Genomic DNA, 20,933 nt, shown 5'->3' on the forward strand with positions numbered 1-20,933 from the left:
GGGCGGGGGCACGACACTGGTGTGGCGGGTGCCTGTGACGGCCCCGGACCAGTAGCCGGCCCCTGCGGCAGCCGGGAGGGCCGCTGCCGCTGGGCGCCGGCGTGGTCGCCGCGTCCGCGGCAGCCTGCCCTGCGGACAGCCGAAAGCGACCGGGGGACGACGGGAGCGACGGGGCCGACGGGGTCGGCGGCGCCGTACGCCCAGCCGGGCCCCCACGGTGCGCCGCCGCGCCTCCGTCCGTGTTCCGGGCCCCGCAACCGGCCTGGCGCGGACCCGGGGCCCGCCGGTGCGGCGGCAGGGAGTTCTCAGCAGGCCCGGTGCCGGGCCCCGCGGGGCCAGAGCACCTCGACGTCGACTCCGTGGCTGCGCGCGTAGGCCACCAGGTGCGCCGTCGCGTCCCTTCCGGTGGACGGAGAGCCGTCCCACACGGCCAGTACCCGGGTGCAGCCGCGCAGCAGGCTCTCGTCGGCGGTCATGCATGCGCCGCGGTCGCCCGGGTCGTACTCCAGCAGCCGCACCTGCTCCGAGAGCAGCAGAAGCTCACCCGCAGCCTTCCGGTCGGGCTCGGTGAGGTGCGCGGGCACGCCGTTGTGCGACGGCAGCACCGTCACCAGGGCCAGCCCGGCGGCGCGTGCCGCCCGGCCGACCACGACCGGCAGCCCCTTGCCCGCGCGGACCAGCCCAGCCCCGCGCGCCTGGGCGAAGCCGGCCAGGCGGGAGCGCAACTCCTCCTCCAGCAGCGCGAGCGTCGGGGCGGTGAGGTCGGGATGCCCCACGACAGCGATCACTTCCGGACGTCCTCTCTCCCCATGTGTGCCGTGGACGGCCGAACCGGGGAGTGTCGTGGCCGCCCACGAGGCTCCTGATCGTTCCCGGGCCCCGGGCGGGGCACGAGAGTCCGACGGGGCACGGATCAAGGCCGACAGGCCCTTGCCGCCCGGGGATCGGCACCACGGGAGCGTCGCCCGTCCGCTCGTGGCCGGTGCCGTGAGTCGCGGCGGGGCCGCACAGGTGCCGCGGCGGCGCGGTGCACGCCAGGGCCGTACGGCCCCGGTTCGCCCGCGCCGTCGGGCCCTACCGGCCTGACCTGCACCGCCGTTCGGCCTCGATCGGCCGTCATGGCGCCGGAGGGCTCCGGGCGGCTGATAGACCAAAGGTCAGCGGCGCCGTGTCGGCCGCACCCTCCACCCTCCTACTCCTGAGGAGACCCATGCTTTCGCCCGAGTCCGCCGCCGTCGTCCGCGCCACACTGCCCGCTGTCGGCGGTGCCCTCGACGAGATCACGACTCGCTTCTACGGCACGATGTTCGCCGAACAGCCCCAGTTGCTGGACGGGCTGTTCAACCGCGGCAACCAGGCCAGCGGAGAACAGCGCCAGGCGCTGGCCGGTTCCATCGCCGGCTTCGCGCAGGCCCTGCTCGCCGACCCCGACGCGCTGCTCTCCCGGATCGCGCACAAGCACGCTGCTCTCGGGGTCACCGAGGACCAGTACACGATCGTCCACAAGTACCTCTTCCGTGCCATAGGAGACGTCCTCGGGGACGCGGTCACCCCTGAGGTGGCGGGTGCCTGGGACGAGGTGTACTGGCTGATGGCCGGCGCGCTCATCGCCCGTGAGGCCCGCCTCTACCAGGACGCGGGCGTCGAACCGCAGCACCCCTGGCGGCAGTGGACCGTCGTGGAACGCCGGGAGGAGACCGACGAGGTGGTGTCCTTCCTGCTCCGCCCGGCCGACGACGCGCCCGTACCGCCCGCCAAGGCGGGCCAGTACGTCAGCGTCCGCGTCCTGATGCCCGACGGTGTCCACCAGCTGCGCCAGTACAGCCTCTCGGGCGCCCCCGGCGAGGCGATGCGACGCATCACCGTCAAGCGGGTCGCCGCCGTAGACGAGGCGCCCGAGGGCGAGGTCTCCAACCTGCTGCACCGCACCGTCCGCGCCGGTGACGAGCTGACCCTGTCGGCCCCGTTCGGTGACGTGGTCCTCGACGACTCCGACGCGCCGCTGCTGCTGGTCTCCGCCGGCATCGGCTGCACCCCGATGACCGGCATGCTGGAACACCTCGCCGCCACCGGATCCCCCCGCGAGGTGTGGGCCCTGCACGCCGACCGCTCCCCGGCGGACCACGCCCTGCGCGCCGACACCCACCGACTGGTGGGCGAACTGGCCGACGCCCGCGCACAGTTCTGGTACGAGCAGGACGCCGACGCTGCATCCGGCGCCCGGGAGGGCCTGATGGACCTCGACGAGCTGGAACTGCCCGCCGACGCCGACGTCTACCTGTGCGGCTCGCTGCCCTTCATGCGAGCCGTCCGTGCCCAGCTCCTCGAGGCCGGGATCCCCGCCCGCCGTATCCGCTACGAGGTCTTCGGCCCCGACCTGTGGCTGGCCCGCGGCGAGGGCTGAGCCGGAGCGCCCCGCCCCGGGGACGCGGGAAGCCCCCTGGCAGCACCATCGGCTGCCAGGGGGCTTCCCGCGTCCCCCGGGCGGTCACAGCAGGCTGGACCAGTACGCCCAGAAGCGCGTCAGCACCAGCACGGCGATCAGTCCGTACCAGGCGGCCAGCAGGATCCAGTGCGTCTCCAGCACCAGGGTCAGCACATTGCGGCCGGCCGCCGGCGAAGGCAGCACGCGATGCTTGAGGTTGTGCAGGGTGATGTACCAGAACAGCGCGATGGTCACGACCCAGACCACCGCGCAGTACGGGCAGATACGGTTGAGCACGTACAGCGACTGCCAGATCAGCCAGTGCACGAACGCCACACCGGCCAGCGCCCCCGCGTTCAGCGCGAGCCACACCAGCCGGTGGAGGCGAGCACCGGTCAGGGCGGCCACGCCGAGCGCGGCCACGCCGGCGAAGGCGCCGAGGCCGAGCAGCATGTTGGGGAAGCCGAACAGGTTGCCCTGCGCGCTCGCCATGGCGCTGCCGCAGCCCACCACCGGACTGATGTCGCACGACAGCTGGTAGCCGGGATGCTTGAGCAACCGCCAGTCCTCGACCGCGAGCCGGAAGGCGGCGAGCCAGCCGATGACGCCGGTCAGCGTCAGCAGCAGGCCCATCCGCCTTCCAGGGTGCGCGGCGTGCGCCGCGCTCACGCTGCGCGCCGGGGGTGGGGTTCGCGCGCCTCACGTGAAACCGACCGTGAAACCGGCCGCGGCACCGGCGGCGTCATCGATGGCGTCATGCCGTGCGCCACCGGCCGTGCCGTGGCCGCCCGCCGCCGGTAGACCAGGTAGGGGCGGGCGAGATAGCCGATCGGGGCGCTCCACACGTGCACCAGGCGGGTGAAGGGCCAGACCGCGAAGAGCAGGCAGGCGCTCAGGGCGTGCAGCTGGAACAGCAGCGGCGCGCCGGAGATCGCCTCCGGCTGCGGACGGAGGGTGAAGACGCCGCGGAACCACACCGAGACGGTCGCCCGGTAGTCGTAGCCGCCGCCGAAGACGTTGTGTGCCGCCGTGGCGGAGATGCCGAGCAGCACCGTGGCCGACAGCAGCGGGAAGAGCACCTTGTCGCTGCTGTCGGTGCCGAGCCGGATCCGCCGGGTCAGCAGCCGGCGGGCGCACAGCATGCCGAGCCCGGTGACCATGGTCACGCCCGCCACCGAGCCCGCCCACACCGCGGTGGTGTGGTACATGTGCTCGCTGATGCCCGCGGCCTGAGTCCAGGACGCGGGGACGGCGAGCCCGACGACGTGCCCGGCGATCACCATGAAGGCCCCGAGGTGGAACAGCGGGCTGCCCCAGCGCAGCCAGCGGTGCTCGAGCAACTGGCTGGTGCGCGAGGTCCAGCCGAACTGGTCCTGCCGGTAGCGCCAGACGTGCCCGACGACGAACACGGCCAGGCAGATGTAGGGGAAGGCGACCCACAGCAGCAGGTCGGTTCCTGAAGCGTTCATCGAGGACCATCCGGGGACGACGGGAACGGGGGCGCGAGGGGCACGAGGGTGGGCGGGGCCGGCTCGGGCGGGACGAAGGTGCCCGGCGGGGCGTAGGTCCCCGGCGGGACGAAGGCTCCGGGCGGGGCGAGGGAGCCGCCCGCGTACGGGTCCAGGCCGACGTCCTCGTTCGGCGGTCCCTCGGCGGCCAGTTCCGCCACGGCCGCCAGGTCGGCCTCGGTGGCCGGCGGCATCAGAGAGAGCAGGGCGGCGAGCAGGTGCCGGTAGGGCGAGCCCGCGTCGGTGAGCGCCCGTCGGATCAGCTCCAGACCGCGCCGGTGACGGCGCAGCGGCGCCTCGCCCGCGCCGGGCCCGGCGAGCGCGGCGAACTCCAGCACCACCGGCAGATGGTCGGGCAGCTCCCCGCCGCCGGTCTCCCAGCCGGCGGCCCGGTAGCTGCGGGCCAGGGTGAGCAGGGCCATGCCCCGGCGGCGGGTGTCGCCGTGCAGGTAGTAGGTGAGGTAGAGGCTGCTCTTGCGGCGCAGGTCGAACGTCTCGACGTAGTGCCGCTCCAGGGCCTCCGGCTCCTGCTCGGTGAACCAGTCGGTGAACGCCGTCAGTTCGGTGGCGGCCGGGGATGCCGGCAGCGCCTCGACGGCGGCGACCACCGTGGGACGCGCGGCGGCCAGCTCGGCGTCCGGGTACTGGAGCAGCAGCGACAGCAGTCGCAGGACCAGCGCGCGGTCCCTGACCTCGTCCGGCGTGAGCTGGGACGGGCGGCGGCGCACGGCGGCGCGCACCCGGGCGCGCACGATGGCGGGCACGGTGGTAGGCAGCGGGCTCACAGGTGGCCTCCGGCGGGGGAGTCGGAGGAGCGGCGGCGCAGGGTCGGGATGCCGAGCAGGACCTTGCGCTCGGCCGGTTCGCCGGAGGACTCCACCGGGCAGCGGTTCTCCATGGCGGTGAGCGCGGCCGCGTCCTCCTTGTGCGCGGCCGGCACGACGTAGCGGTCCTTGTACTTGGCGATCGCCAGCAGCCGGTGCAGGTCCTCCGCCTCCCGGGCGGTCAGCCCCACGGCCTTGAGCACGTCCTCGTCGCCGGCCTCGCCCAGGGTCCGTTCCCGCATGTACGAGCGCAGCGCGGTCAGCTTCATCAGCACCCCGCCCACCACGTCCGTGTCCCCGGCGGTGAACAGCTCCGCCAGGTACTCCAGCGGGATGCGCAGCCGGGTGACGGCGGCGAACACATGGTCCGGGTCGTCCTGGTCGCCGCCCGCCGCGCTCACCGCGTCCAGGACGGGTGAGAGCGGCGGCACGTACCAGACCATCGGCAGCGTGCGGTACTCCGGGTGCAGCGGCAGCGCCACCTTGTACTTGGACACCAGCGCGTACACCGGCGAACGGCGGGCCGCCTCCAGCCAGTCCTCGGGGATGCCGGCCTCGCGGGCCGCCGCGATCACCCCGGGGTCGGACGGGTCGAGGAAGACGTCGCGCTGCGCGTCCAGCAGATCCCGCTCGTCCGGGGTCGCCGCCGCCTCGCCCGCCTTGTCGGCGTCGTACAGCAGCAGCCCGAGGTAGCGCAGCCGGCCGACGCAGGTCTCGGAGCAGACGGTGGGCTGGCCGGCCTCGATGCGGGGGAAGCAGAAGGTGCACTTCTCGGCCTTGCCGGTGGCGTGGTTGACGTACACCTTCTTGTACGGGCACGCGGTCACGCACATCCGCCACCCGCGGCAGCGGTTCTGGTCGACCAGTACGATGCCGTCCTCGACCCGCTTGTACATCGCGCCCGAGGGACAGGCGGAGACACAGGCCGGGTTGAGGCAGTGCTCGCACAGCCGGGGCAGGTGGAAGAGGAAGGTCTGCTCGAACTCGAACTTGACCTTCTCGGCCCACTCGCCGCTCAGGTTCGGGTCGCCGCCCGCGTGCTCGGGAGCGCCACCGAGGCCGTCCTCCCAGTTGGCACCCCAGGTGATGGCGGTGGGCTTGCCGCTGAGCACGGAGCGGGGGCGGGCGACCGGGATGTCCTCGCCGGCCGGGGCGCTGACGAGGTTGTCGTAGTCGTAGGTGACCGGCTCGTAGTAGTCCTCGATGCTGGGCAGGTCGGGGTTGGAGAAGAGGGACAGCAGGCGCTTGATCCGGCCGCCCGAGCGCAGGACCAGCCGGCCCCGCTTGTCGAGCATCCACCCGCCCTTCCACTGCTCCTGGTCCTCGTAACGGCGGGGGTAGCCGACGCCGGGCTTGGTCTCGACGTTGTTGAACCAGGCGTACTCGACCCCGGTTCGGTTGGTCCACGTCTGCTTGCAGGTGACCGAGCAGGTGTGGCAGCCGATGCACTTGTCGAGGTTCATCACCATCGCCACTTGGGCCATGACGCGTCCGATAGTGGCTTCGCCACGGGGCATGTCAGTACTCCACGTTCTGCGAGCGACGGCGGATGACGGTGACCTCGTCGCGCTGGTTGCCGGTCGGGCCGTAGTAGTTGAAGGCATAGGTGAACTGCGCGTAGCCACCCGCCAGATGAGTCGGCTTGAGCAGGAGCCTGGTCAGGGAATTGTGGATGCCGCCGCGCTTGCCGCTGACCTCGGTCTTGGGGACGTTCACGTTGCGGTCCTGCGCGTGGTACATGTACACGGTGCCCTCGGGCATGCGGTGGGTGACCACGGCGCGGGCGGCGACGACGCCGTTGCGGTTGTACGCCTCGATCCACTCGTTGTCCCTGACGCCGATCCTCTCGGCGTCCTCGGTGGACATCCAGATCACCGGGCCGCCGCGGGACAGGTCGAGCATGTACTTGTTGTCCTGGTAGTTGGAGTGAATGGACCACTTCGAGTGGGGGGTCAGGTAGCGGACGGTGACCTCGGCCCGGCCGGCTTCGTGCAGCTCCTCGTCGCCGTAGTGGCGCGGAGTGTTCAACGGAGGCCGGTACACCGGGAGTTGCTCGCCCAGTTCGGCCATCCAGTCGTGTTGCACGAAGAAGTGCTGGCGGCCGGTGAGGGTGTGCCAGGGCTTGCGGTGTTCGACGTTGATGACGAAGGGCGAGTAGCGGCGGCCACCGGTCTCCGAACCCGACCACTCGTAGGAGGTCATCACGGCACGGGGCTGGGCGCGGGTGTCGGCGAAGGTGATCCGCTCGGCCTCCCGCTCGGCGGCGAGCTCCACCAGGCCCTCGCTGCCGGTCTGCCGTTCGAGCTCGCGGAACCCCTCGGTCGCCAGACGGCCGTTGGTGGTGCCGGACAGCGCGAGGATCGCCTCGCACATGTCGCTCGCGGTGGCCAGGGAGGGACGGCCGGCGCCGACCCCGTCGCGCACGGTGCCGCAGCGGTGCCGCAGCTCCTCGATCTCCCGGTCCGGGTGGACGGTGACGCCCTTGGTCGTGGTGCCGAGGGTGTCGAGCAGCGGGCCGACCGCGCGGATCTGCTGCGCCACGGCCGTGTAGTCCCGCTCGACGACGACCAGCTTCGGCATGGTGCGGCCCGGGACAGGCTCGCACTCGCCGGTCTTCCAGTCCCGTACCACCCCGCCCGGCTGGGCGAGTTCGTCCGGGGTGTCGTGCGTGAGCGGCACGGCGAGGACGTCGGTGCGGGTGCCCAGGTGCTCGGCGGCCAGCTCACTGAACCGGTCGGCGATGCCGAGGAAGGTGTCGTAGTCGGTGCGGGCCTGCCAGGGCGGGGCGATGGCCGGGGTGAAGGCGTGCACGAAGGGGTGCATGTCCGTGCTGGACAGGTCGTCCTTCTCGTACCAGGTCGCGGCCGGCAGTACGACGTCGGCCAGCAGGCCGGTGGAGGTCATCCGGAAGTCCATGGTGACCAGCAGATCGAGCTTGCCCTCGGGGGCCTCCTCCCGCCACACCACTTCCTCGGGGCGCTCGGCCTCGGGGGTCTCGGCCGAGCGGACGGCCGCGTCGGTGCCCAGCAGATGGCGCAGGAAGTACTCGTTGCCCTTGCCGGAGGAGCCCAGCAGGTTCGCCCGCCACACGGTCAGCACCCGCGGGAAGTTGGCCGGGTCGTCCGGGTCCTCGGCGGCGAACCGCAGCCGCCCGGACCTCAGCTCGTCCACGATGTGCTCGGCGACACCGCGCCCCCGGGCGGCGGCCTCGTCGCACAGATCCAGCGGGTTCCGGCCGAAGCCGGGGTGGCCGGGCGTCCAGCCCAGGCGCACGGCCTGCGCCAGGCAGTCCGCGAACGCCTTGCCCTTGAACCGGCCCGCGCCCAGCGGCGAGGCCAGCTCCTCGGGCCCGAAGGCCTCGTAGCGCCACTGGTCGGTGTTCAGGTACCAGTAGGAGGTGCCCGCCATGTGCCGGGTCGGGCGCTGCCAGTCGAAGGCGAACGCCAGGTGCTGGAAGCCGGTCAGCGGACGGACCTTCTCCTGCCCGACGTAGTGCGCCCAGCCGCCGCCGTTGACGCCCTGGCAGCCGGTCATCGTGGTCAGCGCCAAAAACGCCCGGTAGATGGTGTCGGAGTGGAACCAGTGGTTGGTGCCCGCGCCCATCGCGATCATGGAGCGGCCGCCCGTGCGCTCGGCGTTGCGGGCGAACTCGCGGGCGATGCGGGCCGCCTGAGCGGCCGGCACGGAGGTGATGGTCTCCTGCCAGGCCGGGGTGTACGGCTGGGAGGCGTCGTCGTACGCGAGCGGCCAGATGCCCGGCAGACCGGGCCGGGCCACCCCGTACTGGGCGAGCATCAGGTCGAAGACCGTGGTCACGAGCCGGCCGCCGATCCGGCGCACGGGCACCCCGCGCACCATCACCGAGCCGCCCTCGGTGGCGCCCTCGTCGAACCGGGGCAGCGCCACCCGCACCGTGTCCTCGGCCGTCTGAAGCAGGCTCAGCTCGGGCACGACATCGCCCAGGTCCAGGTTCCAGCGGCCCCGCCCGGCCTCCCCCCAGCGGAAGCCGAGCGAGCCGCCGGGGACCACCGCCTCGCCGGTGACCCGGTCCAGCAGCACCGTCTTGGACGCCGCGTTCTCCTCGCTCTCCTCCTCGCGGCCGAGGTCGGCGGCGGTCAGGAACCCGTCCGGGACCAGCCCGTGGGCGCTCTCGCGCAGCGACACCAGGAACGGCGCGTCCGTGTACGTCCGCAGGTAGTCGCGGAAGTACGGCACTTCGCGGTCGACGAGGAACTCGCGCAGGATCACATGCCCCATGGCCATGGCCAGCGCGCCGTCGGTGCCCGGGTGCGGTGCCATCCACTCGTCGGCGAACTTCACGTTGTCCGCGTAGTCGGGGCTGACCGCGACGACCTTCGTGCCGTTGTAGCGGGTCTCGGTCAGGAAGTGCGCGTCAGGGGTGCGGGTGACCGGGATGTTGGAGCCCCACATCACCAGATAGCCCGCGTTCCACCAGTCGGCCGCCTCGGGAACGTCGGTCTGGTCGCCGAACACCTGCGGCGAGGCCACCGGAAGGTCCGCGTACCAGTCGTAGAACGACAGCAGCGTGCCGCCGATCAGCGACATGAACCGGGACCCGGCCGCGAACGACGCCATGGACATCGCCGGGATCGGTGAGAAGCCGGCGACGCGGTCGGGGCCGTAGGTCTTGATGGTGTGCACATGGGCGGCGGCGATCAGCTCGGTCACCTCGTCCCAGTCCGCGCGCACCAGACCGCCCTTGCCGCGGGCCCGCTTGTAGGCGCGCGCCTTCGCCGGGTCCCCGGTGATCTCCGCCCAGGCCGCCGCGGGGTCGCCGAGCCGGCGCCGGGCCTCCCGCCACATCTTCAGCAGCGTGCCCCGGACGTAGGGGTACCGGACCCGGCTGGGGGAGTAGGTGTACCAGGAGAACGAGGCGCCGCGCGGGCAGCCACGGGGCTCGTACTCGGGGCAGTCCGTGCCGATCGACGGATAGTCGGTGGCCTGGTGCTCCCAGGTGATGATGCCGTCCTTGACGTACACCATCCACGAGCAGGAACCGGTGCAGTTGACCCCGTGCGTGGAGCGCACCACCTTGTCGTGCGCCCAGCGGTCCCGGTAGAAGCCCTCCCACGTGCCGTCGTTCTCGCCGAAGACGGCGCGCCCGTCGGCGGAGACCTCGCTACGGGTCAGCAGCCGGCGGGCGGCGAGCGGCCAGCCCTGTCCGGCGCGCGGCTCCCGCTGCCGTGCGTTCTCGTCGTTCTCCATGGCCGGAAACCTATGGCGGCGCCACCCCGCGGGCCTTGGGCCGAAGGCCCCCCGCCGACTGCCCGAAGGCCCCGGCAGGCCCGCCCGATCAGGGACCATCGGCCCTGTGACGAGGGCCGTTCAGTGCTGCGGAACAGATGTCCGCGCGGTACATGCTGGCGCTGATCGAATCGGAGGAGCGCATGTACGAACGCACCCGGCGCCGGCCCGGCCCCATCCCCCGTCCCAGGCCGAGGCGGGCCCGGCGTACGGCATGCCCCGTCCTGCGGCACGGTCCGGGTCCGGCCGCCGGTCACGTCTGCCCTGACTCCCGGGCGGCCGGACGCACGCGGGGGGGACGGCGGTGAGCGCCGGACCGGCGAAGCAGGGCGGCGCGGGACCCGTGGTGCGCCGCCGGCACCAGGACATGGCCGAGCGCCCGTTCATCGTGATCCGGCCAAGGCGCGGCTGAGCGTGCGCGCCGGGCAGCGGGTCCGCTTCTGGGTTGGTCGCGGCCGGCCCGAGCGACGGCATCGCCTTCCACATCGTGGGCACGGTCTTCGACACCGTCTACAAGGAGGGCGCCTACCTGCTCAAGCCGGGCGACCCGGGCGGATCGCAGGCGCTCGACCTGGCGCCCGCCCAGGGCGGCTTCGTGGAGACGGTGTTCCCCTCGGCCGGCCACTACTCCTTCGTGGACCACGACATGCGCCACGCCGAGGCCGGGGCGCACGGCATGGTGGAGGTGAGGTGATGGGCGCGGTCGGCCTCTGGCAGCTGGTGCGCTTCCTGCATGTCACCGGCGCCGCGCTGTGGGTCGGCGGCCAGCTGGCCCTGTCGCTGGTGGTCCTGCCCCTGTCCCGCCGCATGCCGCCGGAGCGGGAGCGGGACGCCCTCGCGGCGCGGGTGGGCCGCGGGTTCGGCATTCTGACCGGCGCCGCGTTCCTGCCGGTGCAGCTCGGCACCGGCTGGGCCATCGCCTGGCACAAGGGCGTCACCTGGGCCTCCCTCGGCGAACCCGGCTACGGCCGCGTCCTTGCCACCAAGCTCGGCCTGTTCACCCTGGTGATGCTCGCCGCCGCCGCGCACGGCTGGGCGCATGCCAGGTCCCGCCCCGAACTGGCCCGCGCCCTGGCCGCGGCCTCGCTGGCCGGCTCCCTCGGTGTCGTCCTGCTCGCCGCCGCGCCGCCGGCCACCTGACCGTGCCCGGGAGCGCGGCGGCCAACGGCCGCCCGGACGGGTTCGAGTTCCGACCGGTCCCCTCCCCGGCGGGACCTGCGGCCCCGCGCGAAGGCCCGCTGAGCCCTCCCTCCGCGGCCGGTCGGGAACGCAAGGTGGAGGAGGAAGCGACGGACAAGGCACATGAAGGAGCCGTCATGCAGACGCCGGAAGTCGACGCGGCGGCGCTGGAGAGCCTGCTGTACGCGGCCGTGGCGGCGCCCTCGATCTTCAACACCCAGCCGTGGCGGTTCGGCCTGGACGCGGACACCCGCTCGGTCCACGTCCGTGCGGACCGCGCCCGGCAGCTGCCGCTGACCGACCCGCATCTGCGTGCCCAGCACCTCTCCGTGGGCGCTGCCGTCTTCAATCTCCGGGTGGCCGCGGTCCACCTGGGCTGGGATCCCGACGTCCGCCTGCTGCCGGACCCGCAGGACGACCCCGATCTGCTGGCCACCGTGCGGCTGACCCCGCCGGCCGCGGACGCGCGGCCGTCGTACGGCCGGCTGTACGAGGCCGTCGCACGGCGCCACACCAGCCGGATGCCCTTCACCGGGCGCCCGGTGCCCGAGCACATCGTGACCGAGATGGTGACCGCGGCCCGCGCCGAGGGCGCCCAGCTCGAGATTCCCGGCATCGCCGGCACCCGGCGCCTGCTGCGGCTGACCGCGCTGGCCGAGGCGCGCAACACCGGCGACCCGGACCGGATCGCCGAGGCCCGCGCCTGGGTCGTCGCGCCCGACGCGCACGTCCCGTACGGAATACCCCTGACCTCGCTGGGCGCCCGGGACGCGGCCGGCCGGATGCCGATGCGGGACTTCACCGGCCCGCTGCGCGGCCTGCACCTGCCCGCCCTGCGCTTCGAACGGCACACCCAGGTGGCCCTGTTGTGGACCGCGCACGACCGGCGGGCGGACTGGCTGCGGGCGGGGCAGGCCCTGGAGCGGGCGCTGCTCGTGGCCACCCTGCACGGCGTACGCACGTCGATGCTGCACCAGGCGATGGAGTGGCCCGACCTGCGCGCGGCGATGCGCGGCCCGCGGCGGCGCTGCAGCCCCCATGTGCTGATCCGCTTCGGCTACGGTCCCGACGGCGGCCGCACCCCCCGCGCCTCCGCCCGCCCGACGGGGAACTGATCTTTGCAAGTCCTGCGCGGATTTTGCACAGCCCCACCCGTCCTGTTCCCCGGTCCTGTCCGGCACACTCACCCTCGGCTCGGCAGGCGGCATCCGTCGGTCCCGGCACTCTGGGCCGCAATCCGCTTGCGAGAATTGCGCTAGTCTTGCGTACATGACGCGACGACTTGCTCAGGTGGCTAAGAAGGTGGGGGTCAGCGAGGCGACGGTCAGTCGTGTCCTCAATGGCAAGCCCGGGGTGTCCGAGTCGACCCGCCAGGCCGTCCTCACGGCCCTCGACGTGCTGGGGTACGAGCGGCCCACGCAGCTGCGCGGAGAGCGCGCCCGGCTCGTCGGCCTGGTGCTGCCGGAGCTGCAGAACCCGATCTTCCCGGCGTTCGCCGAGGTCATCGGAGGGGCGCTGGCACAGCAGGGGCTGACGCCGGTACTGTGCACGCAGACCAAGGGCGGGGTGTCCGAGGCCGACTACGTGGATCTCCTGCTCCAGCAGCAGGTGTCCGGCGTGGTCTTCGCCGGTGGCCTGTTCGCGCAGGCCGACGCCCCGCACGACCACTACCGGCAGCTCGCGGAGCGGGACATCCCGGTCGTTCTCATCAACGCCTCGATCGAGGGGCTCGACTTCCCCTGTGTCGCGTGCGACGACGCCGTCGCGGTCGAGCAGGCGTGGCGGCACCTGGCCTCGCTGGGGCACGAGCGGATCGGCCTGGTCCTCGGCCCGAGCGACCACGTTCCCTCGCGTCGCAAGCTGGAAGCCGCCCGTGCGGTGGCGCGGGCCACGGGCGCGGAGCTGCCCGAGGAGTCCGTCGTGCGGTCGATGTTCTCGCTCGAAGGGGGGCAGGCCGCGGCCGCCCGCCTGCTGGACGCGGGCATCACCGGCATCGTGTGCGCGAGCGACCCGCTCGCCCTCGGCGCCATCAGGGCCGTGCGCCGGCGCGGCCTCTCCGTCCCCGCGGACGTGTCGGTCGTGGGGTTCGACGACTCCGCCTTCATGAACTGCACCGAGCCGCCGCTGTCCACCGTCCGGCAGCCCATCGAGGCGATGGGCCGCGCGGCGGTCGAGCTGCTGTGTGCGCAACTCCAGGGGACCCGGTCGCACCCCGGTGAGCTGCTGTTCGAACCGGAACTGGTCCTGCGCGGCTCGACCGCGCCGCCGCCGGCCGGCTGAGCCCGGCCCGCCCTTCCGTATCCACCCATATCTCTCCCGGAGCCGGCCTCGGCCGGGCGCCCCTCTCGTGGCGCCCGGCCGAGGCCGGCTCCGTTTCGCCGTACTCCCCCTCCACATCGCGGTTCCTGAGCCGTAGACGAGTTGACAGTCTTCTGGAACTCTCTGAGCGTTCAACGCAAGTTAGCGACATCACTCCGTCGCTTGTCCACGTACCCAACAGAGCCGCGCCTCGCGGTGTGAGACGCGAGGCCGAGAACGAGGGACTGATGAGATTCCGCAGACGGGGATCACGGGCGCTGAGCGCCGTGATCGTGAGCAGCCTCCTGGCCCTGGTCGGTCCGGTCGTGACCGCGCGGGCGTCGGGAGGGCCGAACATCGCGCTGGGCGACAGGGCGTCGGCGAGCAGCGCCCTGAGCGACTACTCCGCGGCGAACATCACCGACGGCAACCAGGGCACCTACTGGGAGGCCGCCGGATCCGACTTCCCGCAGTGGGTACAGGCCGACCTCGGGACCACGCAGAACGTGGACGAGGTCGTCCTGAGACTGCCGGCGTCGTGGGAGAGCCGGGCCGAGACCCTCTCCGTGCAGGGAAGCGCCGACGGGACCGGCTTCAGCACGCTGAAGACCTCGGCCTCGTACACCTTCAGCCCGGGATCGGGCAACACCGTGACGGTGGCCTTCCCGGCGGCCCGTACACGCTTCGTACGCATCGCCGTCACCGCCAACACCGGCTGGAAGTCGGCCCAGTTGTCCGAGCTGGAGGTGCACGCCGCCGACGGCTCCTCGGCGAACCTCGCCGCCGGCCGGACGCTGACCGCCAGCAGCCACACCCAGGTGTACGCCCCCGCGAACGCGAACGACGGCAACCGGGCCACCTACTGGGAGAGCGACAACAACGCCCTCCCGCAGTGGCTCCAGGCCGACCTCGCGTCCTCCGTGCGCGTCAACCGTGTCGTGCTGCGGCTGCCGGCGGGCTGGGACAGGCGCAGCCAGACGCTGAGGATCCAGGGCAGCGCCAACGGCACAGACTTCACCGACCTGACGGCCACTCAGGCGTACACCTTCGATCCCGCGAGCGGGAACTCGGTGAGCATCGCCTTCGACGCCACCACCACCCGCTACGTGCGCGTCCTGGTCACCGCCAACAGCGTCCAGCCCGGCGCCCAGGTCTCCGAGCTGGAGGTCTACGGTCCGGACACCGGCGACTCCCAGGCCCCCAGCGCCCCGGCCGGTCTCGCCCTCACCGAACCCGCCACCGGCCAGATCAGGCTGACCTGGAACGCGGCCACGGACGACGTCGGGGTGACGGGGTACGACATCTACGCAGACGGGTCGCTGCTGAGCAGCGTCGCCGGTGACGTCACCACGTACACCGACACCCGGCCGACGAGCGAGACCGTGTCGTACTTCGTGCGCGCGCGGGACGCGGCCGGCAACCAGTCGGCCGACAGCAACACGGTGACCCGCACCGGCGACAAGGGCGACACCCAGGCCCCGACCGCTCCGTCGAACCTCGCCTGCACGGAGACGACGGACGGCAGGATCAAGCTGACCTGGACCGCCTCGTCCGACGACACCGAGGTCACCGGGTACGAGATCTACGCCGACGACACCCTGCGCGGCACCGTCGCCGGTGATGTGACCACGTACACCGACACCCAGCCCGCGACGAGCACGGTGACCTACTACGTGCGGGCCGAGGACGCGGCCGGCAACAAGTCCGTCCCCAGCAACAGCGTGACCCGCAACGGCAGCGGAGGTGGCGGTTCCGACCTCGCCGTCGGCAAGCCCATCACCGCTTCCTCCGTGGTGGACACCTATGTGGCGGCGAACGCCAATGACAACAGCGTGACCAGCTACTGGGAAGGCGCGGCCGGAAGTTACCCGGACACCCTCACCGTCAACCTCGGAGCCAACGCCGACCTGGACCGTCTGGTGCTGAGGCTGAACCCCGACCCGGCCTGGTCCAAGCGCACGCAGACCATCGAGGTCCTGGGCCGGGAGCAGAGCGCCGACGACTTCAAGTCCCTGGTGGGCGCCAGGAGTTACACCTTCGATCCGGCCGACGGCAACAGCGTCGCCATTCCGGTGTCCGCCCGGGTGGCCGATGTGCAGCTGAAGTTCACGGCCAACTCCGGTGCCACGGCGGGCCAGGTCGCGGAGTTCCAGGTGATCGGCGTCCCGGCGCCCAATCCCGACCTGGAGGTCACCGGGCTGACCGTGTCGCCCACCGCCCCCGTGGAGTCGGACCCCGTCAGCGTCTTTGCCACCGTGCGCAACAGCGGTCCGGCCGACGCACCGGCCAGCAGCCTGGCCGTGCGCCTCGGCGGCTCCAAGGTCGCCACCGCGCAGGTCGGTGCCCTGACGGCCGGCGAGCAGACCACGGTCACCGCCTCCATAGGCCGGCGGGACGCCGGTTCGTACCAGCTCAGCGCGGTCGCCGACGACGGTGACGCGGTCACCGAGCAGAACGAGTCCAACAACACCTACACCAGTCCCGATCCCCTGGTGATCAAGCCCGTCGACACCTCGGACCTCGTGGTGTCCTCGGTGACCACCTCGCCCTCCAGCCCGTCGGCCGGCCAGAACGTCACGTTCGAGGTCAAGCTGAAGAACCAGGGCACCCGGCCCAGCGCCGGGGGTGACCACGGCGTCACGCTCACCCTGACCGACTCCCAGGGCGACACGGTCAAGACCCTCACCGGCGACTGCACGGGTACCCTCGCCGCCGGTTCCTCGGCCGGCGTGGACCTCGGCACCTGGACCGCCGCCAACGGCTCCTACACCGTGAAGACCGTCGTCGCCGCCGACGCCAACGAGGTGCCGGTCAAGCGCGAGAACAACACCTCCAGCCAGCCGCTGTTCGTGGGACGCGGCGCGAACATGCCGTACGACATGTACGAGGCGGAGGACGGCACCCTCGGCGGCGGCGCCACCGTCGTCGGCCCCAACCGCACCGTGGGCGACATCGCGGGCGAGGCCTCCGGCCGCAAGGCCGTCGAGCTGGACCGGACGGGGGAGTACGTCGAGTTCACCACACGGGCCGCCACCAACACCCTGGTGACCCGCTTCTCCATCCCCGACGCGCCGGGCGGCGGGGGCATCGACTCCACCATCGACGTCTACGTCGACGGCGTCTTCAAGAACGCGCTGCCACTGACGTCGAAGTACGCCTGGCTGTACGGGGCGGAGAGCGCGCCCGGCAACTCGCCGAGCGCGGGAGCCCCGCGGCACATCTACGACGAGGCGCACATCCTCCTGGGCGACACCGTTCCGAAGGGCAGCAGGATCCGGCTCCAGAAGGACGCCGCCAACACCTCGGCCTACGCGATCGACTTCATCAACCTGGAGCTGGCCGCACCGGTCGCCAACCCCGACCCGGCCGCGTACGTCGTGCCCGCCGGCTTCACGCAGCAGGCCGTGCAGGACGCCCTGGACAAGGTCCGCATGGACACCACCGGCAAGCTCACCGGCGTCTACCTGCCGCCCGGCGACTACGAGACGTCGGGCAAGTTCCAGGTGTACGGCAGGGCCGTGAACGTGGTCGGCGCCGGCCCCTGGTACACCACGTTCCACGCACCGTCGACGCAGGAGAACACCGACATCGGCTTCCGCGCCGACGCCACGGCCAAGGGCTCGCTGTTCAAGGGCTTCGCCTACTTCGGCAACTACACCTCGCGCATCGACGGTCCGGGCAAGGTGTTCGACTTCTCAGGCGTGTCGGACATCGTCATCGACGACATCTGGAACGAGCACATGGTCTGCCTCTACTGGGGCGCCAACACCGACCGGATCACCATCAGGAACTCCCGGATCCGGGACATGTTCGCCGACGGCATCAACATGACCAACGGCTCCACGGACAACCATGTGACCAACAACGACGCGCGCGCCACCGGCGACGACAGCTTCGCGCTGTTCTCGGCGATCGACGCGGGCGGCGCGGACGAGAAGAACAACGTCTACGAGAACCTGACCACCACTCTGACCTGGCGGGCCGCGGGTGTGGCCGTCTACGGCGGCTACAACAACACCTTCCGCAACATCCGCATCGCCGACACGCTGGTGTACTCCGGCATCACCATCTCCTCCCTGGACTTCGGCTATCCGATGAACGGCTTCGGGACCGAGCCGACGACGTTCGAGAACGTGACGATCGAGCGGGCAGGCGGCCACTTCTGGGGCGCGCAGACCTTCCCGGGCATCTGGCTGTTCTCCGCGTCGAAGGTGTTCCAGGGCATCCGGGTCAACCATGTCGACATCGTCGATCCCACCTACAGCGGGGTGATGTTCCAGACGAACTACTCGGGCGGGCAGCCGCAGTACCCCATCAAGGACACGGTCTTCACCGACGTCTCCGTCTCCGGCGCCCGCAGGAGCGGCGACGCCTACGACGCCAAGTCGGGCTTCGGCCTGTGGGCCAACGAGATGCCCGAGGCGGGCCAGGGCCCGGCCGTCGGTGAGGTGACGTTCAACGGGCTCAAGTTGACCAACAACGCCGTCGACATCCGCAACACCACCTCGACCTTCAAGATCAACATCAATCCGTAGCGGCACGTCGCGACGGCCGGGCGCCGACGGCTCGTGAGGCCGGTGTGAGAGGCCGGCGCGTGAGGTCAGTGCGTGAGGCCGGTGCAAGCTCCTTGCGGAGGCTTGCACCGGCCTTGCGTGCGTTCGGCCTGACAGGCCGACGTGGAGCCCTGTGCGGCCCACCCGGGCTGGGCGGCCCCGCGGGCTTCCTCGCCCCGCCGCGGCCTTGACACTCATGCAATCGACAGGGCTTGTCAAACAATTACGAGATTGGCGCGACATCTTGCGTTCATCTGTGGCCGGTGGTTGAGTGTGTCGCGCCCCACAACGCACCGAGTCGCACCGACGGTGGGGCGACCTCACCGTTCATGCCCGAAGGGGACCACCCATGAGAAGTGCCCGGTTCCGCCGTACCCGCCGCGCCGGCGCGGTCGCACTCGTCTCCGCGCTCACGTTGACCGCGCTCGCCGCCTGCGGCACCAGCGCGAGCGACAACGGCTCCGGTGGTTCCGAAGGAGGTGGCTCCTCGGACCCGGCCGCCCCGCTGGACCCGAAGACCAAGGTGACCCTGACGATCGACTGCATGCCTCCCGCGGCGAAGGCGGCCGAGCTCAAGGAGTGGAAGGAGGACGTCGCCGAGTTCAACAAGAAGTACCCGAACGTCAGGATCGAGGGCCGGTCCACTCCGGGCCAGTGCCTGGAGCCCCCGCGCTTCACCGCGATGCTGAAGGCCCACTCCCAGCCCGACGTCTTCTACACGTACTTCACCGACCTGCCGCAGGTCCTCGACAACGGCGGCGCCGCGGATATCACCGCTTACGTCAACGGCAAGACGGTCCCGCTGCTGAAGGACATCGACCCGAACGTCCTGGCCTCGCTGAAGCACGACGGCAAGCTCTACGGCCTGCCGACCAGCAACTACACCATGGGCCTGCTCATCAACCGCAGGCTGTTCCGGCAGGCCGGGCTCGACCCCGACAACCCGCCGCGCACCTGGGACGAGGTCCGCGCCGCCGCCAAGAAGATCGCCGGGCTCGGCCACGGCATCGCCGGCTACGGCGAGTACAGCGCCGCCAACACCGGCGGCTGGCACTTCACCGCGCAGATGTACAGCCGCGGCGGCGACATCGTGGACCCGACCGGCAAGAAGGCGGCGTTCAACAACGACATCGGCCGCCAGGTGCTGCAGAGCCTCCACGCCATGCGCTGGGAGGACGACAGCATGGGCAAGACCCAGCTGCTGAAATGGGGCGACCTGCAGAAGCAGATCGCCACCGACAAGCTCGGCATGTTCCTCGCCGCCCCCGACGACATCGCCTACATGGTCCAGCAACTCGGCGCCCGCTACGAGAACTTCGGCATGGGCCCGATCCCGGGTGAGAAGAACACCCTGGCCGGCGGCAACAACTACATGATCAAGAACGGAATCTCCTCCGACAAGATCAAGGCCGCGATCGCCTGGCTGAACTTCAAGAACCTCACCGTCGGCAAGGGCCAGTTCGACTGGGCCCGCACCAAGGCCGACAAGCTCCCCGTGGGCGTCCCGCAGCCCAACTTCTGGCTCGGCGAGTCCAAGAAGACGGACGACGCCGCACGCAGGACCAACGCCACCATGCCGGTCGAGAACTTCAGGACGTTCATGGACAACCCGGTGCCCGGCAAGGCCGAACCGCCGAAGGCCCAGGAGATCTACAAGGTCCTCGACAACGTGATGTCCGGCGTCCTGACCAACAGACACGCCGACATCGACAAGCTGCTCTCCACGGCCGAGGCACAGGTCGACCAGGTCCTGGCCAACCAGTGACCGGTCCCCGGCCGGGGGGGGCCGCAGGGCCCGCCCCGACCGGGCACACCGCGTTCCGGTCCCGGCCGCACGGGACCCGACCACCCGCGACCCCGGGGCGCCGGCAACCGGCAGCCCGGCACCGAGGCCCAGCACCGAGGAGAGACGATGGCGGCCCCCAGCCTGACCCCGAGCGCGGCGGACCACGCCCGCCCCTCACCCCCGCGCGCAGCGGCTCCCGCCCCACCGGGCGGACGCCTCGCCAAGAGCCTGAGACGCAACCTCACCGCCCACGGCTTCCTCATCGGAGCGGTCGTCTGCTTCGCGGTGTTCTCCTGGTACCCGATGATCAGGGAGTTCCTCCTCGCCTTCCAGAAGACCGAGGACGGCCGTGTCACCTGGGTCGGCCCGCACAACCTCATCACCGTCTACCACGACCCGGCCTTCTGGCAGGCCTGGCGCAACACGCTGCTGTTCACCGTGCTCGCGCTGCTCCTCGGCTTCGCGGTGCCCTTCGTCACCGCCGTCGTCATCAACGAGTTCCGCCACGGCCAGGGCTACCTCCGGCTGCTCGTCTACCTGCCGGTGATGCTCCCGCCGGTCGCCTCGGTACTGCTCTTCAAGTACCTCTACGACCCCGGATACGGCCTGCTCAACGAGGTGTTCCGGCTTCTGCACCTGCCCGAGCAGCAGTGGCTTCAGGACCCCGGCCTGTCCATGCTGTCCGTGGTCATCGCCTCGACCTGGATGAACATGGGCGGCGCCGCCCTCATCTACCTCGCCGCGCTCCAGGGCATCCCCGGCGAGCTGTACGAGGCGGCCGAGCTGGACGGCGCCGGCCTGTTCCGCAAGATCTGGCACGTCACCATCCCGCAGACCCGGCTGATCCTGTCGCTGATGATGCTGATGCAGATCATCGCGACCATGCAGGTCTTCGTCGAGCCGTTCCTGCTCACCGGCGGCGCCGGTCCCGAGGGCTCGACCACCACGGTCGTCTACCTCATCTACCAGTACGCCTTCAACTTCAACAACTACGGTGCCGCGGCGGCGCTCGGCCTGCTGCTGCTCGTCGTCCTCGCCGGGTTCTCGGCGGTGTACGTGAAGCTCAGCCGCCACGACAACGAGTAGCCGGGGGGA

The 20,933-nt window shown here is 71.5% G+C and carries 14 protein-coding genes; 8 read left to right on the forward strand and 6 right to left on the reverse strand.

Annotated features, from left to right (window positions below; genetic code table 11):
- Positions 1–305: 305 nt before the first annotated feature.
- Entirely contained in the window at positions 306–788 is a 483-nt protein-coding gene (locus R2S09_RS26325) for a hypothetical protein (RefSeq protein ID WP_316743629.1), read from the reverse strand.
- Between the two features lie 422 nt (positions 789–1,210).
- Here R2S09_RS26325 and R2S09_RS26330 point away from each other — a divergent pair, with 422 nt between their 5' ends.
- Positions 1,211–2,404 (forward strand): globin domain-containing protein, encoded by a 1,194-nt coding sequence (locus R2S09_RS26330; protein ID WP_316743631.1) that lies wholly within the window; start codon positions 1,211–1,213, stop codon positions 2,402–2,404.
- Between the two features lie 84 nt (positions 2,405–2,488).
- On the opposite strand, the gene R2S09_RS26335 is transcribed toward R2S09_RS26330, so the two are convergent.
- The 5 genes from R2S09_RS26335 to R2S09_RS26355 are packed head-to-tail and all read right to left on the reverse strand — an operon-like array spanning position 2,489 to position 9,983.
- Entirely contained in the window at positions 2,489–3,058 is a 570-nt protein-coding gene (locus R2S09_RS26335) for a vitamin K epoxide reductase family protein (protein WP_306187784.1), read from the reverse strand.
- 32 nt (positions 3,059–3,090) lie between these two features.
- Positions 3,091–3,894, reverse strand: coding sequence for a respiratory nitrate reductase subunit gamma (narI, locus tag R2S09_RS26340; RefSeq protein ID WP_316743634.1), 804 nt, complete (start codon positions 3,892–3,894; stop codon positions 3,091–3,093).
- Positions 3,891–4,718: a nitrate reductase molybdenum cofactor assembly chaperone gene (narJ, locus tag R2S09_RS26345; protein ID WP_316743636.1), complete on the reverse strand. Its 828-nt coding sequence runs from the start codon at positions 4,716–4,718 to the stop codon at positions 3,891–3,893. Before narJ ends, narI begins: the two co-directional genes overlap by 4 nt.
- Positions 4,715–6,274 (reverse strand): nitrate reductase subunit beta, encoded by a 1,560-nt coding sequence (gene narH, locus R2S09_RS26350; protein ID WP_316743637.1) that lies wholly within the window; start codon positions 6,272–6,274, stop codon positions 4,715–4,717. The genes narJ and narH overlap by 4 nt, the downstream gene beginning before the upstream one ends.
- Position 6,275: 1 nt before the next feature.
- Positions 6,276–9,983, reverse strand: a complete 3,708-nt coding sequence (locus R2S09_RS26355; protein WP_316743639.1) for a nitrate reductase subunit alpha — start codon at positions 9,981–9,983, stop codon at positions 6,276–6,278.
- A 484-nt stretch (positions 9,984–10,467) separates the two neighbouring features.
- Here R2S09_RS26355 and R2S09_RS26360 point away from each other — a divergent pair, with 484 nt between their 5' ends.
- The 7 genes from R2S09_RS26360 to R2S09_RS26390 all read left to right on the forward strand — a co-directional run bounded on the left by R2S09_RS26360 (position 10,468) and on the right by R2S09_RS26390 (position 20,924).
- Entirely contained in the window at positions 10,468–10,716 is a 249-nt protein-coding gene (locus R2S09_RS26360; RefSeq protein WP_306187779.1) for a hypothetical protein, read from the forward strand.
- The gene (locus R2S09_RS26365; protein ID WP_306187777.1) at positions 10,716–11,162 is read left to right on the forward strand and encodes a hypothetical protein; all 447 of its coding nucleotides are present in this window, start codon (positions 10,716–10,718) and stop codon (positions 11,160–11,162) included. The genes R2S09_RS26360 and R2S09_RS26365 overlap by 1 nt, the downstream gene beginning before the upstream one ends.
- 176 nt (positions 11,163–11,338) lie before the next feature.
- On the forward strand, positions 11,339–12,316 hold the full coding sequence (locus tag R2S09_RS26370; RefSeq protein WP_306187775.1) for an Acg family FMN-binding oxidoreductase: 978 nt from the start codon (positions 11,339–11,341) through the stop codon (positions 12,314–12,316).
- Positions 12,317–12,470: 154 nt separating this feature from the next.
- The gene (locus tag R2S09_RS26375) at positions 12,471–13,481 is read left to right on the forward strand and encodes a LacI family DNA-binding transcriptional regulator (protein WP_306187773.1); all 1,011 of its coding nucleotides are present in this window, start codon (positions 12,471–12,473) and stop codon (positions 13,479–13,481) included.
- Positions 13,482–13,747: 266 nt separating this feature from the next.
- Positions 13,748–18,034 (forward strand): discoidin domain-containing protein, encoded by a 4,287-nt coding sequence (locus R2S09_RS26380; protein ID WP_316743640.1) that lies wholly within the window; start codon positions 13,748–13,750, stop codon positions 18,032–18,034.
- A gap of 367 nt (positions 18,035–18,401) precedes the next feature.
- A complete protein-coding gene (locus R2S09_RS26385) occupies positions 18,402–19,817 on the forward strand; it encodes an extracellular solute-binding protein (protein WP_316743642.1) in 1,416 nt (471 codons plus the stop codon).
- Positions 19,818–19,964: 147 nt separating this feature from the next.
- On the forward strand, positions 19,965–20,924 hold the full coding sequence (locus R2S09_RS26390) for a carbohydrate ABC transporter permease (protein ID WP_306187768.1): 960 nt from the start codon (positions 19,965–19,967) through the stop codon (positions 20,922–20,924).
- Positions 20,925–20,933 lie beyond the last annotated feature (9 nt).

The organism is Streptomyces sp. MK7, assembly GCF_032658145.1.
GTDB classification, from domain to species: Bacteria; Actinomycetota; Actinomycetes; order Streptomycetales; family Streptomycetaceae; genus Streptomyces; species Streptomyces spiralis.

Excerpts from the sequence above, each read along its gene's own strand:
- R2S09_RS26330 (WP_316743631.1), top strand. The coding sequence starts at position 1,211 with ATGCTTTCGCCCGAGTCCGCCGCCGTCGTCCGCGCCACACTGCCCGCT.
- R2S09_RS26335 (WP_306187784.1), bottom strand. The coding sequence starts at position 3,058 with ATGGGCCTGCTGCTGACGCTGACCGGCGTCATCGGCTGGCTCGCCGCC.
- narI (WP_316743634.1), bottom strand. The coding sequence starts at position 3,894 with ATGAACGCTTCAGGAACCGACCTGCTGCTGTGGGTCGCCTTCCCCTAC.
- narH (WP_316743637.1), bottom strand. The coding sequence starts at position 6,274 with ATGCCCCGTGGCGAAGCCACTATCGGACGCGTCATGGCCCAAGTGGCG.
- R2S09_RS26355 (WP_316743639.1), bottom strand. The coding sequence starts at position 9,983 with ATGGAGAACGACGAGAACGCACGGCAGCGGGAGCCGCGCGCCGGACAG.
- R2S09_RS26365 (WP_306187777.1), top strand. The coding sequence starts at position 10,716 with ATGGGCGCGGTCGGCCTCTGGCAGCTGGTGCGCTTCCTGCATGTCACC.
- R2S09_RS26370 (WP_306187775.1), top strand. The coding sequence starts at position 11,339 with ATGCAGACGCCGGAAGTCGACGCGGCGGCGCTGGAGAGCCTGCTGTAC.
- R2S09_RS26375 (WP_306187773.1), top strand. The coding sequence starts at position 12,471 with ATGACGCGACGACTTGCTCAGGTGGCTAAGAAGGTGGGGGTCAGCGAG.
- R2S09_RS26380 (WP_316743640.1), top strand. The coding sequence starts at position 13,748 with ATGAGATTCCGCAGACGGGGATCACGGGCGCTGAGCGCCGTGATCGTG.
- R2S09_RS26385 (WP_316743642.1), top strand. The coding sequence starts at position 18,402 with ATGAGAAGTGCCCGGTTCCGCCGTACCCGCCGCGCCGGCGCGGTCGCA.
- R2S09_RS26390 (WP_306187768.1), top strand. The coding sequence starts at position 19,965 with ATGGCGGCCCCCAGCCTGACCCCGAGCGCGGCGGACCACGCCCGCCCC.